Here is a 19,369-nt window from a genome sequence, read left to right on the forward strand (position 1 = left end):
GGCCAGGAAAGGTGAGCTGCGCGGTCAGCGACCTTCCTACCGGTCGGTCACTACCGTCACCTCACCTGCCCCGCACGGAACGAGCCGTTGGGAGAGCCGCCATGCACTTCCGCAACCCCCCGCGTCCGCCCGCCCCCGCCCACCGCCGCGGTACCGCGCGCCTGCGCGGTACCGCCCTGGCCACGCTGGCCGCCCTGGCCCTCGCGGCCGGGACCCCCGCCGCGGCCGACGCCGCCGACGCCACCGCCGGGACGCCCTCCGCCGGGCGCCCCGGCGACATCGTCGCCAGCGCCCCGTCCGCCTTCCACCCGCTGCCCGGCCAGCCCACGAACACCCGGGCGTGGAGGATCCACTACCGCTCCACCACGGCCGACGGCGCCCCGAACACCGTCTCCGGCACCGTCATCGTGCCTCAGGACGGGCGTACCGGCCCGCGCCCCCTGATCACGTACGCCGTCGGGACGGTGGGCATGGGCGACTCCTGCGCGCCGAGCGGCAACCTCCCGCACGGCACCGCCATGGAGGCCAACCTCATCCAGCAGCTGACGTGGCGGGGCTGGGCCGTGGTCGTCACCGACTACGAGGGCCTGGGCACCCCCGGCGTCCACACCTACACCGTCGGCCCCTCGGCCGGGCACGCCGTCCTCGACGCGGCCCGCGCCGCCCAGCGCCTGCCCGAGGCGGGGCTCTCGCCGACCGGCCCCGTCGGCATCATGGGCTACTCCCAGGGCGGGCAGGCCAGCGGCTGGGCCGCCGAACTGCAGGGCTCGTACGCCCCCGAGCTGCGGGTCAAGGGCACCGTGACCGGGGGCGTGCCGGCCGATCTGCTGGAGGTCGCCGCCTTCAACAACGGCTCCTACGGGGCCGGGCTGATCTTCATGGCGGCGGCCGGGCAGGACGCGGCCTTCCCCGAACTGGACCTGGACTCCTACCTCAATCCCGCGGGCAGGCTGCTGGTCGCGGGGATGAAGGAGAACTGCGTCGCGGTCGACGCCGTCGCCGGCGCCTTCAAGCGGATATCCGACCTGACCACGCGCGACCCGCTCGCCCAGCCCGACTGGCGGGCCCGGCTGAACCAGAGCCGGCTCGGCGGCACGGCGCCGGCCGCGCCGGTGTTCCAGTACCACGCGCTCGCCGACGAGCTGATCCCGTACGCGGTGGGCCGCGAGCTGCGCTCCGACTGGTGCGCCCGGGGGGCGAACGTCGAGTTCGACACCGTCTGGATCGGGGAGCACGTCAGCGGCGTGATCACCCAGGCCTCGGCGGCCGGCGCCTGGCTGGCGGACCGCTTCGCGAACCGTCCGGCCCGCCCCAACTGCTGAGGGCCGCCCCGCCCCCCGCGCCCCTCCTGCCCCGCCCCTCCTGCCCCGCCCGGCTCAGTCCCCGGCGGGGCAGGACCGTGTGCCGCCGGGGAGCCGGCCGTCGAGCAGGAAGCCGTGCACGTACCCCTGGACGCAGGGCGAGGAGTCGTACCCCGTGTGCCCGTCGCCCTTGTAGTCGAGGACCACCGCCGAACCGAGGCGCTCGGCCGTCTCCTCCGTCCACTCGTACGGGGTCGCCGGGTCGCCCCGGGTCCCGACGAGCAGCATGCGCGGGGCGCCCGGCCGGTCGATGTTGCGGATGAAGTCGGTACCGGCCGGGCGGCCGTAGCAGGAGAGCACCGTCATCAGCTGGTACGGCCCGAAGACCTTCGAGGCCTTGGCGAACTCGGCCGAGCGGTCGGTCACCTCCTTCTCGACGGCCGCCGGGTCGGCGTCGGCGTTCGACCGGTCCGGGTCGTCCGCGCAGTTCACGGCGACCAGGGCGGCGTCGCCGTTGTCGGGGGGCACGGCCGGGCCCTCGTCCGGCCCGCCGTCGTCGTCGTCATCGGGCGGGGGCTGTGCCGGGCCGCCCAGCTGGAGCAGTCCCACCGGGTCGCGGTCCCGCTCGGCTGTCGCCAGTGCGTCGGCGAGGTCGGGCCACATCGTCTTGGAGTACAGGGCGGCGCCGATGGCGGCGACGGCGTCCTGGCCCGTCATGTAGGAGCCGTCTCCCCCGACCAGCGGCTCCTCGTCGAGCCGCGTCACGAGGTCGGCCACCTTCTCCTTGGCGGTGCGGGTGTTGGTCCCGTAGACGCAGTCGTGCCGGCGGGCGCACCAGGACAGGAAGTGGTCGAGGGCCCGCTGCTGGCCGCGCGCCGAGGCCAGGGCCTGCTCGGCCAGCGGTTCGCTGAGGGTGTCGACCCCGTCCAGGACCATCCGGCCGGTGCTCCGGGGGAACTGCGCGGCGTACACGGCGCCGAGCCGCGTCCCGTAGGAGAAGCCCAGGAAGTTGAGCTTCCGGTCGCCGAGGACCCTCCTGATCACGTCCATGTCGCGGGCGGCGTGGACGGTCCCGATGTACGGGAGGACCGGACCGGAGGCGAGCTCGCAGCGCCGCGCCACCGCCCGCAGGACGGCCAGCTGGGCAGCGGCGTCGCCGACCGCCTCGTCCTGCACCCCCTGGGATCCCGCGCAGGAGACGGGCTCGCTGCGGCCGACCCCCCGGGGGTCGAAGGCGACGAGGTCGTACCGTTCGCCGAGGTCGGCGAAGGCGTCGGGGTCGGCGGCGAGGCCGGCGACGCCCGGGGAGCCGGGGCCGCCGAAGTTCAGCAGGAGGGAGCCGATGCGCTTCTCCCGGTCGGTGGCCGGGATGCGGGCCACCGCGATCCGGACCGTGCCCCGGGCCGGCCGGTCGCGGTCGAGCGGCACGCTGACCGTGGCGCACCGCATCACGGCGGGCGCCTCCCGTTCGGGGCACTTCCCCCACTGGACGCGCTGGGCGTGGAACCTCTCCAGGGGGTCGGCGGGCGAGGGCGCGGCCGTCCGGGCGGGGCCCGCGACGGAAGGCGGCGCGCTCAGTGGACCGGCGCCCGGAACGGCGCCCGGAGCGGCGCCGAGCCCTGCCACGAGCAGCACGCAGGCCGCGGCGGCCGCCCCCGGACGGGAGCGCGGGCGTATGCGGCAACGGGGCACTGCGCCCTCCTCGGACAGCCCCCCGGACCAGTCAGCCCACCATAAGCGGGCCCCGCGGGCCCCGCGCGCCCAGCGGCCGCGGCCGCGGGGGCCCGACCGGGCCCGTACTCCGGTGCCCGGCCGCCGGGGTACGGGGCGCCGAGGTACGGCCGCCGGGGTGCGTGCGCCGGCTCAGGCCCCGGACTCGCGCGGTCCCCGGTACAGCGCGTCGATCACGTCCCCGTAGTCCCGTGCGATGGCGCCCCGCCGCAGCTTGAGGGAGGGGGTCAGGTGGCCGCGCTCCTGCGTGAAGTCGCCGGGCAGCACGGTGAAGCGGCGGATCGACTCCGGCCGGGACACCAGCCGGTTCGCCTCGTCCACCGCGCGCTGGAGTTCCGCCCGCAGCTCCTCGTCCCGCACGAGCTCCCTGATCGGCACGCCCTGCTTCCTGCGCATCTGCCGCCAGTGCGCCAGCCCGTCCGGTTCCAGGGTGATGAGCGCGGTGACGTACGGCCGGTTGTCGCCGACCACCATGCACTGGCCGACCAGCGGATGGGCCCGCAGCCAGTCCTCCAGCGGGGCGGGGGCCACGTTCTTGCCGCCCGAGGTGATGATCAGGTCCTTCTTCCGCCCGGTGATGGTCAGGTACCCGTCGGCGTCGAGCTCCCCGATGTCGCCGGTCGGCAGCCAGCTCCCGGGCGGGACGGCGTGCCCGGTGTTCCAGTACCCGGCGAACACGTGCCGCCCGCCCAGCAGCACCTCGCCGTCGTCGGCGATGCGCACGGCCGTGCCCGGCAGCGGCCACCCCACCGTGCCCAGCCGGGGGCTCAGCGGCGGGGTCACGGTGCTCGCGCCGGTCGTCTCCGTCAGGCCGTAGCCCTCGAAGACCTCGATGCCGGCGCCGGTGTAGAAGGCGGCGAGCCGCCGGCCCAGGGGGGAGCCGCCGCTCAGGACGTACCGCACCCGGCCGCCGAGGGCGGCCCGGATCCGCCGGTAGACGAGCGGGTCGTACAGGGCGCGGGCGGCGCGCAGTCCGAGCCCGGGGCGCTTGCCGGGCGGGGTCTCGGCGAAGCGGCGCGCGATCCTGGCGGCGCGGTCGAAGGAGGAGGCCCGCCCCATCCGCTCGGCCGTGGCCCGGGCGGTGTTGTAGACCTTCTCCAGGACATAGGGGATGGCGAGGAGGAAGGTCGGCCGGAATCCGGCCAGGTCGGCGAGCAGGTCCTCGGTACTGATGCTGGGCGCGTGCCCGAGCTTGACGCGGGCCCGCAGGCAGCCGACGGCCACCATCCGTCCGAAGACGTGGCTGAGCGGCAGGAACAGCAGGGTCGAGGCGGGGTCCTCGCTGACCGACTTGAAGACCGGGTGGAGCAGTTCCACCGAGTTGTCCACCTCGGCGAAGAAGTTGGCGTGGGTGATCACGCAGCCCTTGGGCTGCCCGGTGGTGCCCGAGGTGTAGATGATCGTCGCGACGGACTCCGGCGTACGGGCCGCCCGCCGCCCGTGCACCACGGCGTCGGGCAGCCGCTCACCGGCCTTGACCAGCCGGGCCACCGCGCCCGTGTCGAACTCCCACAGGTGCGTCAGCCAGGGCAGGGCGGCCCGGTCGGCGCTGATCAGACGGGCCTGCGCGGTGTCCTCGACGGCGCAGGCCACGGCGCCGGAGTCCTGGATGATCCAGCGTGCCTGGACGGCGGAGGAGGTGGGGTAGATCGGTACGGTCACCAGGCCGGCGGCCCATCCCGCGAAGTCGAGCAGGGTCCACTCGTACGTCGTGCGGGCCATGATGGCGAGCCGGTCGCCCTCGCGCAGCCCCTCGGCGATGAGCCCCTTGGCGACGGCGATCACCTCGGCCGCGAACTCGGCAGCCGAGACGTCGCGCCAGGTCCCGTCCCGCTGCTTGCGCGCGAGCACCGGGTCACGGGGGGCCTCCCGGGCGTTGTCGAAGGGGATGTCCCCGAGCGATCCGTGCGCCTGCACCGGCGCCAGTGGGGGCACCCGCACCTCGCGCACCACCCCGTCGATGACGGTCTTGGCGGGCTCGACGGGTCTGACCAGGCTGAGGGGGGCGTCCACGGTGCGGTCTCCTCGGCTCGACACGGGGGTTACCGCCGGTAATCTACGCAGCGGTAACCGCCTCGGCCACCCCCTGTGAGCCCTTCTTCACGGACGCTCCACGCCACCGCCCCACGTCGCGGCACGTCGCGGCACGGAGCGGGTACGCCGCAGCCCCCGCCCGGACGGGGGCGGGGGCTGCGACGAGTGCGGCGACGGGATCAGACGGCGACGGGGGCCGGCTCCGGCGTGGCGGCCGGGGCCGGGGCCGGGGCGGGGTCCGGCTCGTCCAGCGCGGAGGCGGAGGCCGAGGCGTAGGCCTCCTTGTCCAGGATTCCCTCGCGGGCCGAGACGATGACCGGGACCAGCGCCTGGCCGGCCACGTTGGTGGCGGTGCGCATCATGTCCAGGATCGGGTCGATCGCCATCAGCAGGCCGACGCCCGCCAGCGGCAGGCCCAGCGTGGAGAGGGTCAGCGTCAGCATGACCGTCGCGCCGGTCAGACCGGCCGTGGCGGCGGAGCCGACCACCGAGACGAAGGCGATGAGCAGGTAGTCCTGGATGCCGAGCTGCACGTCGAAGATCTGCGCGATGAAGATCGCGGCGAGCGCCGGGTAGATCGCGGCGCAGCCGTCCATCTTGGTCGTGGCGCCGAAGGGGACCGCGAAGGACGCGTACTCCTTCGGGACGCCGAGGCGCTCGGTGACCTTCTGGGTGACCGGCATCGTGCCGACCGAGGAACGGGAGACGAAGGCCAGCTGGATGGCCGGCCAGGCGCCCTTGAAGAACTGGACCGGGCTGACCTTGGCGACCGTCGCGAGCAGCAGCGGGTAGACGCCGAACATCACCAGGGCGCAGCCGATGTACACGTCGGCGGTGAAGGTGGCGTACTTGCCGATCAGTTCCCAGCCGTACGTGGCGATGGCGGTGCCGATGAGGCCGATGGTGCCGATCGGGGCGAGGCGGATGACCCACCACAGTGCCTTCTGCAGCAGCTCCAGCACGGACTCGGCGAGGTCGAGGACCGGCTTCGCCTTGCTGCCCAGCTGGAGGGCCGCGATACCGGCGACGACGGCGAGGAAGACGATCTGGAGGACCTTCAGCTCGGTGAAGGGCGTGACGATGTCGGTGGGCACGATCCCGGTGAGGAAGTCGATCCACGAGCCGGTGCGCTTCGGCTCCTTGCCGTCCGCGGCGGTCAGCCCGGTGCCCGCGCCGGGGTCGGTGAGGAGGCCGATGGCGATACCGATGGCGACGGCGATCAGCGAGGTGATCATGAACCAGAGCAGCGTGCGGGAGGCGAGCCGCGCGGCGTTGTTCACCTTCCGCAGGTTGGTGATGGACACCAGGATCGCGAAGAACACGAGCGGGGCGATGGCCAGCTTGAGCAGCTGGACGAAGATGTCCCCGACCTTCTCCAGGGTGGTGCCGAGCCAGCTGATGTCCTGGCTGCGGGCTATCCAGCCGAAGAGCACGCCGAGCACGAGGCCGGCGATGATCTGGGCCCAGAAGGGGAATTTGAACGAGGCCCTGGCGGGGGCCTGGGGGGTCGCGGACACGGACACTCTCCGGTGGGGACGCACTGAGGACAGGCGGGGGCGTTTCGGGGGCGGTGCGGATGCGGTGCGGCAGCCGGAAAAGGGCCGGCCGGGGCCGCTGCCGGGTCGAGCCGAGGGCTCAGCGACAACAGCAACAGGCCGCGGACGCGCGGCGGCAGAGGTCGACGCACAGGCACGCCACGAGCGGAACGCTCGTGGTCCTCGTGTGGGCGGCTGTGGTCGACATGTTGAACACGCTAACACTTTCCCTTTGAGAATCTCAAAGGGGGACTTTGAGACAGCGGTGCGCAGCTCTCCGCATCCGCGCGGAAAACACGAACGCCCCAGCGCGTGACGGGTGATGGCGTACCCGGCGCTGGAGCGGTTCGGTGTGTTCGGTGTGTTCGGTGCGGTGCGGTGCGGTGCGGTGCGGTGTGTTCGGCGCTGCTCGGTGGTCTGCGGTCGGTGGCCGGCGCCCGGCGGGGCCGCCGCGCCCGGCGGCGGGCCCGGTGTGACGAAGCCGACCGGCCCCGGGAGCTACGAGCCGACGCGCGCGGCGTCGTCGGCCCGGTCCTCCTGGCCGCGGTTCTCCGCGAGCTTCTGCTTCGCGCCCGCGACGCGTCCGGAGATCTGCTCGGACATCTCGTCGCGCTGCTTGCGCAGGAGGACGAAGGAGAGCGGCGCGGAGAGGACGAGGGCGAGCAGCACGACCCACGCGGGGTTGGCGTCGCCGAGCCCGGAGGGCACCCATCCCAGGCGGACGAGGCCCGCCACCACGGCGAGGCACCCGACGAAGATGCCCAGGCGCATCGCGGTGTAGCGGATCGTGGCGCTCGGCTTGCGGGACACGGTGACCCCTTCTCTCTCGTCGTGGTCGCGTTCGCTTACGCGACCGCGGTCGTCCGGCGGCACGTGCCCGTGCCATGCCGTCCAGTGAAGCACGGCGGACCCGCCCGCAGCGCCGCCGGGGTCGTCCGCCCCAACCACGGCACTGGTGGAGTGGCAGCAGCATCGCGATGTCGTCGCGATCGTCGCCCGGGGCCACGCGGATCGCGTCAGACGCGCATCGCCTGCGGGGTCTCGCGGAGGTCGGCGACCGGGCCGGGGTACTCGCGGATGATCTCGTAGCGCGTGTTGCGCTCGACCGGGCGGAAGCCCGCCTCGCGGATCAGCTCCAGCAGGTCCTCGCGGCCCAGCTTGTTCGGGGTGCCGTAGTTGTCCGCATCGTGCGTGATCTTGTACTCGACGACCGAGCCGTCCATGTCGTCCGCGCCGTGCTGAAGCGCGAGCTGGGCGGTCTGCACTCCGTGCATCACCCAGAAGACCTTCACGTGCGGCACGTTGTCGAACAGCAGCCGCGAGACCGCGAAGGTCTTGAGCGCCTCGGCGCCGGTGGCCATCGACGTCCGCGCCTGGAGCCTGTTGCGCACCTTGCCGTCCTGCATGTCCACGAAGTCGTGCTGGTAGCGCAGCGGGATGAAGACCTGGAAGCCGCCGGTCTCGTCCTGGAGCTCCCGCAGCCGCAGCACGTGGTCCACGCGGTGGCGCGGCTCCTCGATGTGCCCGTACAGCATGGTCGCCGGCGTCTTGAGCCCCTTGGAGTGCGCGAGGCGGTGGATGCGCGACCAGTCCTCCCAGTGGGTGCGGTGGTCGACGATGTGCTGGCGGACCTCCCAGTCGAAGATCTCCGCGCCGCCGCCGGTCAGCGACTCCAGGCCGGCCTCGATCAGCTCGTCCAGGATGTCGGAGGCCGACATGCCGGAGATCGTCTCGAAGTGGTGGATCTCGGTCGCCGTGAAGGCCTTGAGCGAGACGTTCGGCAGCGCCTTCTTCAACTCGGAGAGCGAGCGCGGGTAGTAGCGCCACGGCAGGTTGGGGTGCAGGCCGTTGACGATGTGCAGCTCGGTGAGGTTCTCGTTCTCCATGGCCTTCGCCAGGCGCACGGCCTCCTCGATGCGCATCGTGTACGCGTCCTTCTCGCCCGGCTTGCGCTGGAACGAGCAGTAGGCGCACGACGCGGTGCACACGTTCGTCATATTGAGGTGGCGGTTGACGTTGAAGTGGACCACGTCACCGTTCTTGCGCGTACGGACCTCGTGGGCGAGCCCGCCGAGCCAGGCCAGGTCGTCGGACTCGTAGAGGGCGATGCCGTCCTCCCGGGTCAGCCGCTCGCCGGAACGGACCTTCTCCTCCAGCGCACGCTTGAGCCCAGCGTCCATTGCGCCTCGCCCGCCTTCCTCTATGAGTCCTGTCGTACTGCCTGCAACCGCCACCAACCGTACTCTCAGCCCTCCTCGGGCAGTTCCCCGACCCGGTTCTCCCACTTCGTGGAGAGCACGATGGTGGTGCGGGTGCGCGAGACGCCCTTGGTGCCCGAGAGCCTGCGGATGATCTTCTCCAGGCCGTCCACGTCGTTGGCGCGGACCTTCAGCATGAAGGAGTCGTCCCCCGCGATGAACCAGCAGTCCTCGATCTCCGCGAGGTCGCGCAGGCGCCGGGCCACATCCTCGTGGTCCGCGGCGTCGGAGAGGGAGATGCCGATCAGCGCGGTGACGCCGAGGCCCAGGGAGGCCGCGTCGACGGTCGCGCGGTAGCCGGTGATGACCCCGGCCGTCTCCAGGCGGTTGATGCGGTCGGTGACGCTGGGGCCGGAGAGGCCCACGAGACGGCCCAGCTCCGCATACGAGGCACGCCCGTTCTCCCGGAGTGCCTGGATGAGCTGCCTGTCCACCGTGTCCATTACGTGGAGCCTTCCATTATTCGGCGATTCTGCAAGTCTAGGTATAGAATCTAAGGCACACAGGGTCAACACCCTGTGAATCTTTCAACAGATCAATGACGATCTTCAGGAGTGGTTCACCGTGTACACGATCGAGATGGCCTACGCGCACATGCGACAGCTCCAGGAGCTGGCCAACCGATCCCGTGCCCACCAGCCCGCCGCCGCGCAGCGCGTCGACCGGACCCGCAAGCCGCGCACCGCCAAGTAGGCCTAGTCACCGGCGCTTGCCCCCCGGGGAGGCCGGGAGCCCGCGGGCTCCTCCTCCCGGGCGGCTCCGCCGAGCCGGCCGTCCCAGCGGCGGTACAGCCGGTGCGGCACCCCTGCCGCGTCCAGCACCCGCCCCGCGACGAAGTCCACCAGATCCTGGATGTGCGTCGCACCCGAGTAGAACGCCGGAGAGGCGGGCAGCACGACCGCGCCCGCCTCGTCCAGCGCCACCAGGTGCCGCAGCGTCTGTCCGTTCAGCGGGGTCTCCCGCACCGCGACCACCAGCCGGCGCCGCTCCTTGAGCGTCACGCTCGCCACGCGCTGGAGCAGGTCCTTCGACAACCCGAGCGCCACACCCGCCACGCAGGCCGTGGACGCCGGCACGATCAGCATCCCCTGGACGGGGTACGAGCCCGAGCTCGGGCCGGCCGCCAGGTCCCCGGCGCCCCAGTACCGGATGTCGGCGCCGTCCGTCGCACCGGGGAACGCCCCCGGCTTCCCGTCGGCGCCGCGCGCCAGCCACTGCGTCAGATCGTCACGCCAGTGCGCGTCCCGGAAGGCGATCCCGGTCTCGTCCAGCAGGGTCAGCCGCGACGCCCGGCTGACCACCAGGTCGACGCTCTCCCCCGCCGCGAGCAGCCCGCGGAGCACGGCCGCCGCGTAGGGGGTCCCGGACGCCCCGGAGACCCCGACCACCCACGGGGTGCGCTTGCGCTCAGTCATACCTCCGAGACTATCCGGCCACCCCGGGCGGGCACTCGGTAAGGTCTCCGCACGTTCCCGGGCTGCGCCCGCCCCTTACGGCGTGAGGCCGCGCAGCGCGAGGTCCAGGACGGCGCAGACGAAGAGGGCGATGCCGATGAAGCCGTTCACCGTGAAGAACGCGCGGTTCAGGCGGGACAGGTCGTGCGGTGTGACGATCGTGTGCTCGTAGACGAAGGCCGCGGCGACGATCAGCAGGCCGCACCAGAACGGCGCGCCCGCGCCGGTGGCCACGGCGTACCAGGCCAGCAGGGCCGTGGTCACGACGTGCGCGCCGCGAGCGCCCCAGAGCGCGGCCGCGACCCCGAAGCGGGCCGGCACGGACTTGACGCCCTCGGCGCGGTCCGCGGCGACGTCCTGGCTGGCGAAGATCAGGTCGAAGCCGCCGATCCAGACGCCCACGGCCAGGCCCAGGATGACCGCGTCCCAGGACCACGAGCCGGTGACGGCCAGCCAGGCCCCGATCGGCCCTATGGCCTGGGCGAGCCCGAGGATGGCGTGCGGGAAGTTCGTGAACCGCTTGCCGTACGGGTAGACCACCATCGGGACCACGGCGAGGGGCGCCAGCATCAGGCAGAGCGGGTTCAGCAGCGCCGCCGAGCCGAGGAAGACGGCGAGCGCGATCCCGGCCCCGGTCCAGGCCGAGCGTACGGAGACCGCGCCGGTGACGAGCTCGCGGCCGGCGGTGCGCGGATTGCGGGAGTCGATCTCCCGGTCGATGATCCGGTTCGCGGCCATCGCGAAGGTCCGCAGGCCCACCATGCAGACGGTGACCAGCAGCAGCGTGCCCCAGTGCACGCTCCGGTCGAGCCGGAACATGGCGGTCAGGGCGGCGATGTAGGCGAAGGGCAGCGCGAAGACCGAGTGCTCGATCATCACGAGCCGCAGGAAGGCCTTGACCCTGCCGGTGGCCTGCGGCGCCGGGCCGGGTCCGAGCACGCCGTCGGCGGTGGTCATCATGCGAGGCTCCTGCGGAACTCTTCGAGGTCGGCCAGCAGCGCGGCGGCGGGCACCGGCCCCGTCTCCAGGGTCCGCGGCGCGCCCTCCTGGCCCTCGGGCGGGGTGACGCGGGCCGTGAACTCCCAGGCGTCCGCCACCGGGCGGGCGTCCAGGCGCAGTACGTCGCCGGCCTCGGCCGTGAACGGTTCGGCCGCGGCGAGGGCGGCCGCGAGGCGCTCCGCGAAGTCCTCCGCCTCGGCGTCCCGCAGGCCCGGCAGTTCGAAGCCGTCGCCGCCGCCGTCCTCCTGGTCCAGCATCAGCGCCCAGACGTCGCCGGGGCCCGCGAACTCCTCGGGGGAGACGCCCGCCTGCTCGGCGGCCCGGCGGACGCCGGGGTCCGCCGGGTCCAGCTCCGGGCGGACCAGGGCCACGTACGTGGCGTCGCCGCCGATGAAGAGGGCCGGGCCCCCGACCGCGGGGCTCACAGTCCGTACTCCTTCCAGCGGCTGTCGACCAGGGCCGCCGTGGCCGGGTCGGACTCGACCATGTCGGGCCAGCCGCCGTCGCGGGTGTAGCCCTCCTCGGGGAGCTTCTTCGTGGCGTCGATACCGGCCTTGCCGCCCCAGAACTGCTGGTACGAGGCGTGGTCCAGGTGGTCGACGGGTCCCTCGACGACCGTGAGGTCGCGGGAGTAGTCCGTGTTGCCCAGGGCCCGCCAGGCCACTTCGTGCAGGTCGTGCACGTCGCAGTCGGCGTCCACGACGATGATCAGCTTGGTCAGCGACATCATGTGCGCGCCCCAGACGGCGTGCATGACCTTCTGCGCGTGCTTCGGGTACTTCTTGTCGATCGAGACGATCGCGCAGTTGTGGAAGCCGCCCGACTCCGGAAGGTGGTAGTCCACGATGTCCGGAACGATGATCTTGAGGAGGGGGAGGAAGAAGCGCTCCGTCGCGCGGCCCAGCGGCCCGTCCTCCGTCGGCGGCCGGCCGACGACGATCGACTGGAGCAGCGGGCGCTTGCGCATGGTCACGCAGTCGATCCGCAGCGCGGGGAACGGCTCCTGCGGCGTGTAGAAGCCGGTGTGGTCGCCGAACGGGCCCTCGGGAAGCATCTCCCCGGGCTCCAGCCAGCCCTCGATCACGACCTCCGCGTTGGCCGGGACCTGGAGCGGCACGGTCTTGCAGTCGACCATCTCGATCCGCTTGCCCGCGACGAACCCGGCGAAGAGGTACTCGTCGATGTCCCCCGGCAGCGGCGCGGTGGACGCGTACGTCACGGCGGGCGGGCAGCCGAAGGCGATGGCGACCGGCAGCCGCTCGCCGCGCTTGGCGGCGACGGCGTAGTGGTTGCGGCTGTCCTTGTGGATCTGCCAGTGCATGCCGATGGTGCGCTTGTCGTGGCGCTGGAGGCGGTAGAGGCCGAGGTTGCGGACACCGGTCTCGGGGTGCTTGGTGTGGGTCAGCCCGAGGTTGAAGAAGGAGCCGCCGTCCTGAGGCCAGGTGAACAGGGCCGGCAGCTGGTCGAGGTCGACGTCGTCGCCGGTGAGCACGACCTCCTGGACGGGGGCGTCGCCCTTGATCTTCTTCGGCGGCACGTGGACCATCGAGCCGAGCTTGCCGAAGGCCTCGCGGACGCCGATGAAGCCCTGCGGCAGCTCGGGCTTGAGCAGGCCGCCGATCTTCTCGCTGATCTCGGCGTACGACTTCAGGCCGAGGGCCTTGAGGAGGCGGCGGTCGGTCCCGAAGACGTTCATGGCCAGCGGCATCGCCGAGCCCTTGACGTTCTCGAAGAGCAGCGCGGGCCCGCCGGCCTTGTTCACTCTGTCGACGATCTCCCCGATCTCCAGATACGGGTCGACTTCGGCCTTGATGCGCTTGAGGTCGCCCTCCCGCTCCAGAGCCCGGAGCAGCGAGCGGAGATCGTCGTAAGCCATTGGGCCAGTATCCGTCACCTACTACCCTGGAAGCGTCACCGGGGCCCGCCGCGGGCCCGCCGCCACTGCCTGGGAGTCGTCCCGCACCGTGCTGCGCTATCTGCCGTTCCTGCTGCTCCTCGCGCTGACCGTCTACGCGTTCATCGACTGCCTGAACACGCCCGAGGAGGAGGTCAAGCACCTGCCCAAGGCGGCCTGGGTGTTCATCATCCTGCTGTTCTCCATCGTCGGCCCCGTGGTGTGGCTGGCCGCGGGCAGGAAGCGGGGCTCGGCCGGCGCCGGCGGTCTCGGCGGCGGCGGCCGGGCGCGCCGCACCCGGTGGGTGGCCCCCGACGACAACCCGGAGTTCCTGAAGTCGCTGCGCGACGACCGCGACGACCGCGACGACCGCGAGCGGCGGGAGACCCGCAAGCACCGCGACGCCGCCGCCCAGGACGGCACGGCCCCGGACGCCGCGGCCCCGGACGGCGGCGCGGACGGCGCCCCGGGCCCGGACCGCGGCGATGACGACGACGACGGTGACACCGGCAAGGACGGCACCGCGGGCAAGGACAAGGACGGCCCGGCCTGAGCGGCGGCGCGGCCCGAGGCGGCGGGGTCGGACTTCCCCGCCGCCCCCGCCGCCGTCTCGCGGGCGGGGGCGTGGGGGGTGGGGCGGGTCAGACGCCGGCGTACGAGTGCTTGCCGCTGAGCAGGATGTTCACGCCGTAGTAGTTCCAGATCCAGCAGGCGAAGGCGAAGAGCGCGAGGTACGCGGCCTTGCGGCCCTTCCAGCCGGCCGTGGCGCGGGCGTGCAGGTAGCAGGCGTACGCCACCCAGGTCACGAACGACCAGACCTCCTTGGGGTCCCAGCCCCAGTAGCGGCCCCAGGCGTCGCCCGCCCAGATCGCGCCCGCGATGATCGTGAAGGTCCACAGCGGGAAGACGGCGGCGTTGATGCGGTACGAGAACTTGTCGAGCGAGGCCGCCGAGGGGAGCCGCTCCATCACGGAGGACCGGAAGCGTCCCGGCACCCGGCCCGCCTCAAGGTGGCTCTCGTAACCGTCCCGCAGGAGGTAGAGGACCGCGCCGGCCGCGCCGATGTAGAAGACCGCGCCGCAGAAGATCGCGGTGGAGACGTGGATCCACAGCCAGTACGACTGCAGGGCCGGCACCAGCTGGTCGCTGTCGGTGTACAGCCAGGTCACCGCGATGCCGAGGTCCAGTAGGACGGTGGTGACCAGGATCAGGCCGAGCCAGCGGACGTTCTTCTTCAACGCCAGCAGCACCAGGTACGCGCCGACGGCCACCGTGGAGAAGGTGATCGAGAACTCGTACATGTTGCCCCAGGGGGCCCGCTGCACCGACATCGCGCGGGCGACGACACCGGCCGCCTCCACCAGGAAGGCGAGCGCGGTGAGGGAGACCGCGATCCGCCCGTACAGGTCGCCCTGCGCGTCACCGCCCGCGGCGCCCGGACCGTCCGGCACGTCGCGCGTGCCGGCGGCGGAGCGGGTGACGACCTTCGGCTTGTCGAGGACCGCGGTGGCCCCGGCCTTGCCGCGCACCTGCACGGCGGGCGCGGCGGGGCCGGCCTTGCGGGGCGTCAGCGCGGCGGCCGTACGGGCCACCTTGCTGCGGCTGCCGAAGGTCCACTCCGCGATGTGCGCGAAGAAGGCGAGCGTGTAGACCGCCATCGACGAATAGACCAGGTAGTTGCTGATCTCGGCCAGATTCTCGTTGGCTGCGGCTGCGAGCGGCGTCATCCGCGCTCTCCTTCAAGGGTTTCTTCGACGGGATCGGCCGCCTCGGGTGCGGCGGGGGGTGCGGGTGCGGCGGGCGCTGTCGGCGCCCGGTCGTGCAGCGCGGCGGCGAGCTGCGCCAGCTCCTCGGGGAGCTTGGCGGACTCGCTGCGGCCGAGGCCCGCCATCTCGACGACGGTCACGCCGTCCTTGCCGGCCACCGCGCGGACCCAGATCCGGCGGCGCTGGATGAACAGGGAGCCGGCCAGGCCCGCGATGGCCGCGATCGCGCCGGCCAGGGCGAGCCCGCTGCCGGGCTGGTGGGTGATGGAGAAGGTGGCCCAGCGCTCGATGCCCTCGAACTTCACGGTGCCCGCACCGTCCGGCAGGGTCATCGTCTCGCCGACGAGGAGGCGCTGCTTGAACAGCTGCCCGTCCGCGCCCTTGAACTCCTGCAGCTTGGAGGTGTTCAGCTGGTACACGTTCTGCGGCAGGCCCGAATCGACGCGCAGGTCTCCGTGGTAGGCGCTGAGCGCGAGCACGGGGAAGTCCAGCGCGGGGAACTGCGACAGCATCGTGCCGTGGCCCTCGCCGGCGAAGGTCGGCACGAACATGGCGTTGAAGCCGAGCTGCTCCTTGTCGCCGTTCTTGTTGCGGTAGCCGTCCGGGACCTTGACGGCGCCCGAGGAGCTCAGGTTCGCGTCGAAGGGAAGCATCGGCACGGCGTCGCGGTAGATCACCTTGCCCGCCGGGTCGGTCACCGAGATGACCGGCGCGTAGCCGTGCCCGAGGAGGTAGATCTTGGACCCGTCGACCGGGAGCGGCTTGTTGACCTCGATCTCGGTCTTGCGGGGCGCACCGTGCGCGCCCTCGCTGAGGGTCACGTACGCCTTGAAGTCGCGCGGCGTGCCCCGCTGCGGGCCGGTCTGCTCGTAGGTGGCGTCGAACTTGTCCAGCGTGAAGGAGAAGGGCGGCAGGTCGTCGGGGTCGAAGAAGCTGCCGTACTTGAAGTCGTCGTACTGGGTGAGGGTGTTCGAGAAGCCCTGGCCGCGCAGGACGAGCTTGCCGCCCTCGGACTTGAGGAGCTGCCCCCAGGCGAAGGCCACCAGCATCACGATCAAGGCGATGTGGAAGGCCAGGTTGCCGGCCTCGCGCAGGTACCCCTTCTCGGCGGCGACGGAGTCCGCGCCCGCCTCGATGCGGAAGCGGCGGCCGCCGAGGAGGGTGCGGGCGTACGCGCGGACCTCGTCCGGGGTCCGCTCCGTGCGCCAGGTCGTGTACGCGGGCAGCCGGTCCAGGCGCCTGGGGGCGGCCGGCGGGCGGCCGGTGAGCTGGCCGACGAACTGCCAGGTACGCGGGACGATGCAGCCGATCAGCGACACGAACAGCAGGATGTAGATCGCGGAGAACCACACGGAGCTGTAGACGTCGAAGAGCTGGAGCTTCTCTGCGGCCGGCACCCAGAACTCGTGCGTGCGCTTCCACTGCGCGACCTTCATCTCGTCGACCTGGGTCTGCGGGACCAGGGATCCCGGGATGGCGCCCAGGGAGAGCAGGAACAGCAGGATCAGTGCCACGCGCATGGAGGTGAGCTGGCGCCAGAACCAGCGGGCCCAGCCGATCACGCCGATGCCGACGGCCGGCCCCGAGGGGCCGTCCTCCAGCGGTGCGGTGGAGAGCTGGGCGCCGGCGGCGCCGAGGGCGGGCTCGGTGCCGTCCTCGGAGGGTCCGGCGGGTGCGGTCGCCTTGTCGGTCGTACTCATGTGCTCAAAGTCCTCAGATTCCCACCGTGACGCCTTGGGTCCAGCTCTGCATGTCGCTGACGATGCCGGCCCACAGTCCTGTGACGAGCAGCAGGCCGGTCAGGACCAGCATGCCGCCCCCGATGCGCATGACCCACGCGTAGTGCCTCTTCACCCAGGCGAACGCGCCGAGCGCCTTGCGGAAGGCGAGGGCCGCGAGGATGAACGGCACGCCGAGGCCGAGGCAGTAGGCCACGGTCAGCAGCGCGCCGCGGCCCGCGCTCGCCTGGTCGAGGGAGAGGGTGGTCACCGCGGCGAGGGTGGGCCCCATGCAGGGCGTCCAGCCGACACCGAAGAGCGCCCCGAGCACGGGCGCGCCGATCAGGCCCGCCGTCGGCTTCCGGTGGAAGCGGAACTCCCGCATCGTCAGACCCGGGATCGCCCCCATGAAGAAGAGGCCGAGGAGGATCACCAGGCCGCCGAGGACCCGGGATATGACCGGCATGTTGTCCTGGAGGACGTCCCCGAAGTAGCCGAAGAGCGCGCCGGTGGAGACGAAGACGGCGGTGAAGCCGGCGATGAACAGGCTCGCTCCGGCCAGCATCCGCCCGCGCCGGGCCTCGGCGAGGTCGGCGCCGCTGACGCCGGTCACGTAGGAGAGGTAGCCGGGGACCAGGGGGAGCACGCAGGGCGAGAAGAAGGAGACCAGGCCGGCGAGGACCGAGATGGGCAGCGCCAGCAGCAGCGCCCCGTTCAGGACGGTGGTGTTCACCCCGGTGGGCTCGGCGGCGAGGAGGAGGCCGGTGACCACCGGGTCACTTCTCCGCGAGGATCGGGTCGATCATCGAGCGCAGCTGCTCCTCGCTGATGGCGACCAGGACGCGCGCGGCGATCCGGCCGTCCTTGTCGAGGATGATCGTGGAGGGGATGGCCTTGGGGTTGAGGGTGCCCTTGGGGAAGCGGAGCATCAGCTTGCCGTCCGGGTCGTAGAGGCTCGGGTAGGCGATCCCGTAGCTCTGCTCGAAGGAGACGGCGTTCTGCCTGCTGTTGTCACGTGTGTTGATGCCGACGAAGGCGACGTCCGCGCCGGCGTCGGCGAGCTCCTTCGACACCTTCGCGAAGTTCGGGGCCTCGGCGCGGCACGGCGGGCACCAGGAGCCCCAGACGTTGAGGACGACCACCTTGCCCTTGAGGGCCGTGACGTCGAGCGGCTCGCCGGCGACGCTCTCGCCGTCGAGCTTGGGGGCCTCGTCGCGCTTGCCCCGGGCCACGGTCGAGATACCGCTCGGGCCCGTCACGTAGTTGCCCCCGGCGCTGCCGGAGCCCTTGGCGCCGCCGTCCGCGCCGGTGCAGGAGGCCGTGGTCAGGACGCCCGCGACGGTCACCGCGGTCAGCAGGAGGGCACGGGCGCCGGACGAGCGGCTGCTGCGTCGGCGGGCACGTGCGCGGCTAAGGCTCATGTGAAAAGTTTCGCATGAGCGGTTCGCGGATCGACCGCGCCCCCCGGAGGGGTGCCAATGCCCTGGTCAGCGCGGATGCCGGGCGAGTGCCCGGCCGGGACGCGGCCCGCGGGCGGCCCCGGCGCGCGGCGGTCAGGCGGCCCGGAGGTACGCGCTCCAGCCGCCGGAGGGGGACTCGCCCGGGCCCAGACCCCGGAGCCTGGCGAGGACCGCGGGGTCCTGGACGTCCAGCCAGTCGGCGAACTGCCGGAAGGATACGAGCCTTACATCCCTTTTGTCCGCCATGCCCTTGAGTGCTTCTTCGACGGCGTCCATGTAGATGCCGCCGTTCCATTCCTCGAAGTGGTTGCCGATGAAGAGCGGCGCGCGGTTGGTCTCGTAGGCCCGCCGGAACCCGCCGAGGTAGGTGGCGGTGGCCTGGGCGCGCCAGCCGGGGTAGTGGGCGGGTACGCCCCGGGTGGTGTTGCGCGACTGGTTGGCGAGGATGTTGTAGTCCATGCTCAGCACTTCGAACGAGTGTCCGGGGAAGGGCAGGGACTGCAGCGGCAGGTCCCAGATGCCCGCCTTCTTCACCGGCCAGACCTGGAGGCCGCCGGGCGAGCTGGAGTCGTAGCGCCAGCCCAGCTTCTGTGCGGCCGGCAGCAGGCTGCCCCGGCCCAGCAGGCAGGGGGTGCGGGCGCCGACCAGCTCCTTGCGGTAGTCGAAGGGCAGGGGCGCGAGGTCGGTGAAGCCGGTGTTCGTCCGCCAGTGGGTGACGAAGAACACGGCCTGGTGGATCTCACTCTGCCAGTCGGCCTCCGCCCAGTTGCCGACGGAGCCGGAGCCGGAGCAGAAGTGGCCGTTGAAGTGGGTCCCTATCTCGTGGCCGTCGAGCCACGCCTGGCGGACGTGGGTGAGGGTGGAGCGGATGTTCTCGTCCTTGAGGTAGCCGATGTCCGAGGCCCCGACCGGGTTGTTCGGCGGCCGGTAGAGGCTCTTCCTCGACTCGGGCAGGAGGTAGATGCCGGAGAGGAAGAACGTCATGGCCGCGCCGTGGTCCTTGGCCAGCTTGAGGAAGCGCGGGAAGAGGCCGTTGCCGATCTCGCCCGCGCCGTCCCAGCTGAAGACGACGAACTGCGGCGGGGTCTCGCCCGGCTGGAGGGGCACGGGCCGGTCCGGCTGGTTCGGCTGCGGCCCGGTGTCGGCCGTGGAGCCGTCGCCGATGGAGCGGGCGGGCGGCGAACCGGGCCCCGTACGGTCCACCGGCCCGGGGTTGCCC

The 19,369-nt window shown here is 72.2% G+C and carries 18 protein-coding genes; 3 read left to right on the top strand and 15 right to left on the bottom strand.

Annotated elements, in window-relative coordinates; translation table 11 throughout:
- Positions 1-101: 101 nt before the first annotated feature.
- On the top strand, positions 102-1,322 hold the full coding sequence (locus ACFWUQ_RS21400; RefSeq protein ID WP_384540240.1) for a lipase family protein: 1,221 nt from the start codon (positions 102-104) through the stop codon (positions 1,320-1,322).
- A 54-nt stretch (positions 1,323-1,376) separates the two neighbouring features.
- Here the strand turns inward: ACFWUQ_RS21400 and ACFWUQ_RS21405 are convergent, their stop codons facing one another.
- The 6 genes from ACFWUQ_RS21405 to ACFWUQ_RS21430 all read right to left on the bottom strand — a co-directional run bounded on the left by ACFWUQ_RS21405 (position 1,377) and on the right by ACFWUQ_RS21430 (position 9,302).
- A complete protein-coding gene (locus tag ACFWUQ_RS21405; protein WP_384540243.1) occupies positions 1,377-2,993 on the bottom strand; it encodes an alpha/beta hydrolase in 1,617 nt (538 codons plus the stop codon).
- 171 nt (positions 2,994-3,164) lie between these two features.
- Positions 3,165-5,045 (bottom strand): AMP-dependent synthetase/ligase, encoded by a 1,881-nt coding sequence (locus ACFWUQ_RS21410; RefSeq protein ID WP_384540246.1) that lies wholly within the window; start codon positions 5,043-5,045, stop codon positions 3,165-3,167.
- Positions 5,046-5,245: 200 nt separating this feature from the next.
- Entirely contained in the window at positions 5,246-6,583 is a 1,338-nt protein-coding gene (locus ACFWUQ_RS21415) for a dicarboxylate/amino acid:cation symporter (RefSeq protein WP_384540249.1), read from the bottom strand.
- A gap of 516 nt (positions 6,584-7,099) precedes the next feature.
- Positions 7,100-7,372 (bottom strand): DUF4229 domain-containing protein, encoded by a 273-nt coding sequence (locus ACFWUQ_RS21420; RefSeq protein WP_384540290.1) that lies wholly within the window; start codon positions 7,370-7,372, stop codon positions 7,100-7,102.
- A gap of 245 nt (positions 7,373-7,617) precedes the next feature.
- On the bottom strand, positions 7,618-8,781 hold the full coding sequence (gene mqnE / locus ACFWUQ_RS21425) for an aminofutalosine synthase MqnE (RefSeq protein WP_384540252.1): 1,164 nt from the start codon (positions 8,779-8,781) through the stop codon (positions 7,618-7,620).
- A gap of 65 nt (positions 8,782-8,846) precedes the next feature.
- On the bottom strand, positions 8,847-9,302 hold the full coding sequence (locus ACFWUQ_RS21430) for an Lrp/AsnC family transcriptional regulator (protein WP_384540255.1): 456 nt from the start codon (positions 9,300-9,302) through the stop codon (positions 8,847-8,849).
- A 121-nt stretch (positions 9,303-9,423) separates the two neighbouring features.
- Between ACFWUQ_RS21430 and ACFWUQ_RS21435 the strand changes: the two genes are divergently transcribed.
- Positions 9,424-9,552, top strand: a complete 129-nt coding sequence (locus ACFWUQ_RS21435) for a hypothetical protein (protein WP_384540292.1) — start codon at positions 9,424-9,426, stop codon at positions 9,550-9,552.
- 2 nt (positions 9,553-9,554) lie between these two features.
- On the opposite strand, the gene ACFWUQ_RS21440 is transcribed toward ACFWUQ_RS21435, so the two are convergent.
- The 4 genes from ACFWUQ_RS21440 to ACFWUQ_RS21455 all read right to left on the bottom strand — a co-directional run bounded on the left by ACFWUQ_RS21440 (position 9,555) and on the right by ACFWUQ_RS21455 (position 13,188).
- Entirely contained in the window at positions 9,555-10,274 is a 720-nt protein-coding gene (locus ACFWUQ_RS21440; protein WP_384540258.1) for a UbiX family flavin prenyltransferase, read from the bottom strand.
- 75 nt (positions 10,275-10,349) lie between these two features.
- On the bottom strand, positions 10,350-11,273 hold the full coding sequence (gene mqnP / locus ACFWUQ_RS21445; protein WP_384540261.1) for a menaquinone biosynthesis prenyltransferase MqnP: 924 nt from the start codon (positions 11,271-11,273) through the stop codon (positions 10,350-10,352).
- Positions 11,270-11,737: a hypothetical protein gene (locus ACFWUQ_RS21450; RefSeq protein WP_384540264.1), complete on the bottom strand. Its 468-nt coding sequence runs from the start codon at positions 11,735-11,737 to the stop codon at positions 11,270-11,272. Before ACFWUQ_RS21450 ends, mqnP begins: the two co-directional genes overlap by 4 nt.
- Positions 11,734-13,188 carry a menaquinone biosynthesis decarboxylase gene (locus ACFWUQ_RS21455; protein ID WP_384540267.1) on the bottom strand — a complete coding sequence of 485 codons (1,455 nt, stop codon included), beginning with the start codon at positions 13,186-13,188 and terminating at the stop codon, positions 11,734-11,736. The genes ACFWUQ_RS21450 and ACFWUQ_RS21455 overlap by 4 nt, the downstream gene beginning before the upstream one ends.
- Before the next feature lie 88 nt (positions 13,189-13,276).
- Between ACFWUQ_RS21455 and ACFWUQ_RS21460 the strand changes: the two genes are divergently transcribed.
- Complete coding sequence (locus ACFWUQ_RS21460) at positions 13,277-13,759, top strand: PLD nuclease N-terminal domain-containing protein (RefSeq protein ID WP_384540270.1); 483 nt, start codon at positions 13,277-13,279, stop codon at positions 13,757-13,759.
- An 88-nt stretch (positions 13,760-13,847) separates the two neighbouring features.
- On the opposite strand, the gene ccsB is transcribed toward ACFWUQ_RS21460, so the two are convergent.
- The 5 genes from ccsB to ACFWUQ_RS21485 all read right to left on the bottom strand — a co-directional run.
- Positions 13,848-14,933 (bottom strand): c-type cytochrome biogenesis protein CcsB, encoded by a 1,086-nt coding sequence (gene ccsB / locus ACFWUQ_RS21465; protein ID WP_384540273.1) that lies wholly within the window; start codon positions 14,931-14,933, stop codon positions 13,848-13,850.
- Positions 14,930-16,672: a cytochrome c biogenesis protein ResB gene (locus tag ACFWUQ_RS21470; protein WP_384540276.1), complete on the bottom strand. Its 1,743-nt coding sequence runs from the start codon at positions 16,670-16,672 to the stop codon at positions 14,930-14,932. Before ACFWUQ_RS21470 ends, ccsB begins: the two co-directional genes overlap by 4 nt.
- 13 nt (positions 16,673-16,685) lie before the next feature.
- Positions 16,686-17,462: a cytochrome c biogenesis CcdA family protein gene (locus tag ACFWUQ_RS21475; RefSeq protein ID WP_384540278.1), complete on the bottom strand. Its 777-nt coding sequence runs from the start codon at positions 17,460-17,462 to the stop codon at positions 16,686-16,688.
- 4 nt (positions 17,463-17,466) lie between these two features.
- A complete protein-coding gene (locus tag ACFWUQ_RS21480) occupies positions 17,467-18,111 on the bottom strand; it encodes a TlpA family protein disulfide reductase (protein WP_384540280.1) in 645 nt (214 codons plus the stop codon).
- 132 nt (positions 18,112-18,243) lie between these two features.
- A partial coding sequence (locus ACFWUQ_RS21485; RefSeq protein WP_384540282.1) for a hypothetical protein occupies positions 18,244-19,369 on the bottom strand: 1,126 nt, incomplete at its 5' end.

Source organism: Streptomyces sp. NPDC058662 (assembly GCF_042716255.1).
In the GTDB taxonomy this organism is placed as follows: domain Bacteria; phylum Actinomycetota; class Actinomycetes; order Streptomycetales; family Streptomycetaceae; genus Streptomyces.

Excerpts from the sequence above, each read along its gene's own strand:
- ccsB (WP_384540273.1), bottom strand. The coding sequence starts at position 14,933 with ATGACGCCGCTCGCAGCCGCAGCCAACGAGAATCTGGCCGAGATCAGC.
- ACFWUQ_RS21480 (WP_384540280.1), bottom strand. The coding sequence starts at position 18,111 with ATGAGCCTTAGCCGCGCACGTGCCCGCCGACGCAGCAGCCGCTCGTCC.
- ACFWUQ_RS21400 (WP_384540240.1), top strand. The coding sequence starts at position 102 with ATGCACTTCCGCAACCCCCCGCGTCCGCCCGCCCCCGCCCACCGCCGC.
- ACFWUQ_RS21455 (WP_384540267.1), bottom strand. The coding sequence starts at position 13,188 with ATGGCTTACGACGATCTCCGCTCGCTGCTCCGGGCTCTGGAGCGGGAG.
- ACFWUQ_RS21470 (WP_384540276.1), bottom strand. The coding sequence starts at position 16,672 with ATGAGTACGACCGACAAGGCGACCGCACCCGCCGGACCCTCCGAGGAC.
- ACFWUQ_RS21440 (WP_384540258.1), bottom strand. The coding sequence starts at position 10,274 with ATGACTGAGCGCAAGCGCACCCCGTGGGTGGTCGGGGTCTCCGGGGCG.
- mqnP (WP_384540261.1), bottom strand. The coding sequence starts at position 11,273 with ATGATGACCACCGCCGACGGCGTGCTCGGACCCGGCCCGGCGCCGCAG.
- ACFWUQ_RS21430 (WP_384540255.1), bottom strand. The coding sequence starts at position 9,302 with ATGGACACGGTGGACAGGCAGCTCATCCAGGCACTCCGGGAGAACGGG.
- mqnE (WP_384540252.1), bottom strand. The coding sequence starts at position 8,781 with ATGGACGCTGGGCTCAAGCGTGCGCTGGAGGAGAAGGTCCGTTCCGGC.
- ACFWUQ_RS21420 (WP_384540290.1), bottom strand. The coding sequence starts at position 7,372 with ATGCGCCTGGGCATCTTCGTCGGGTGCCTCGCCGTGGTGGCGGGCCTC.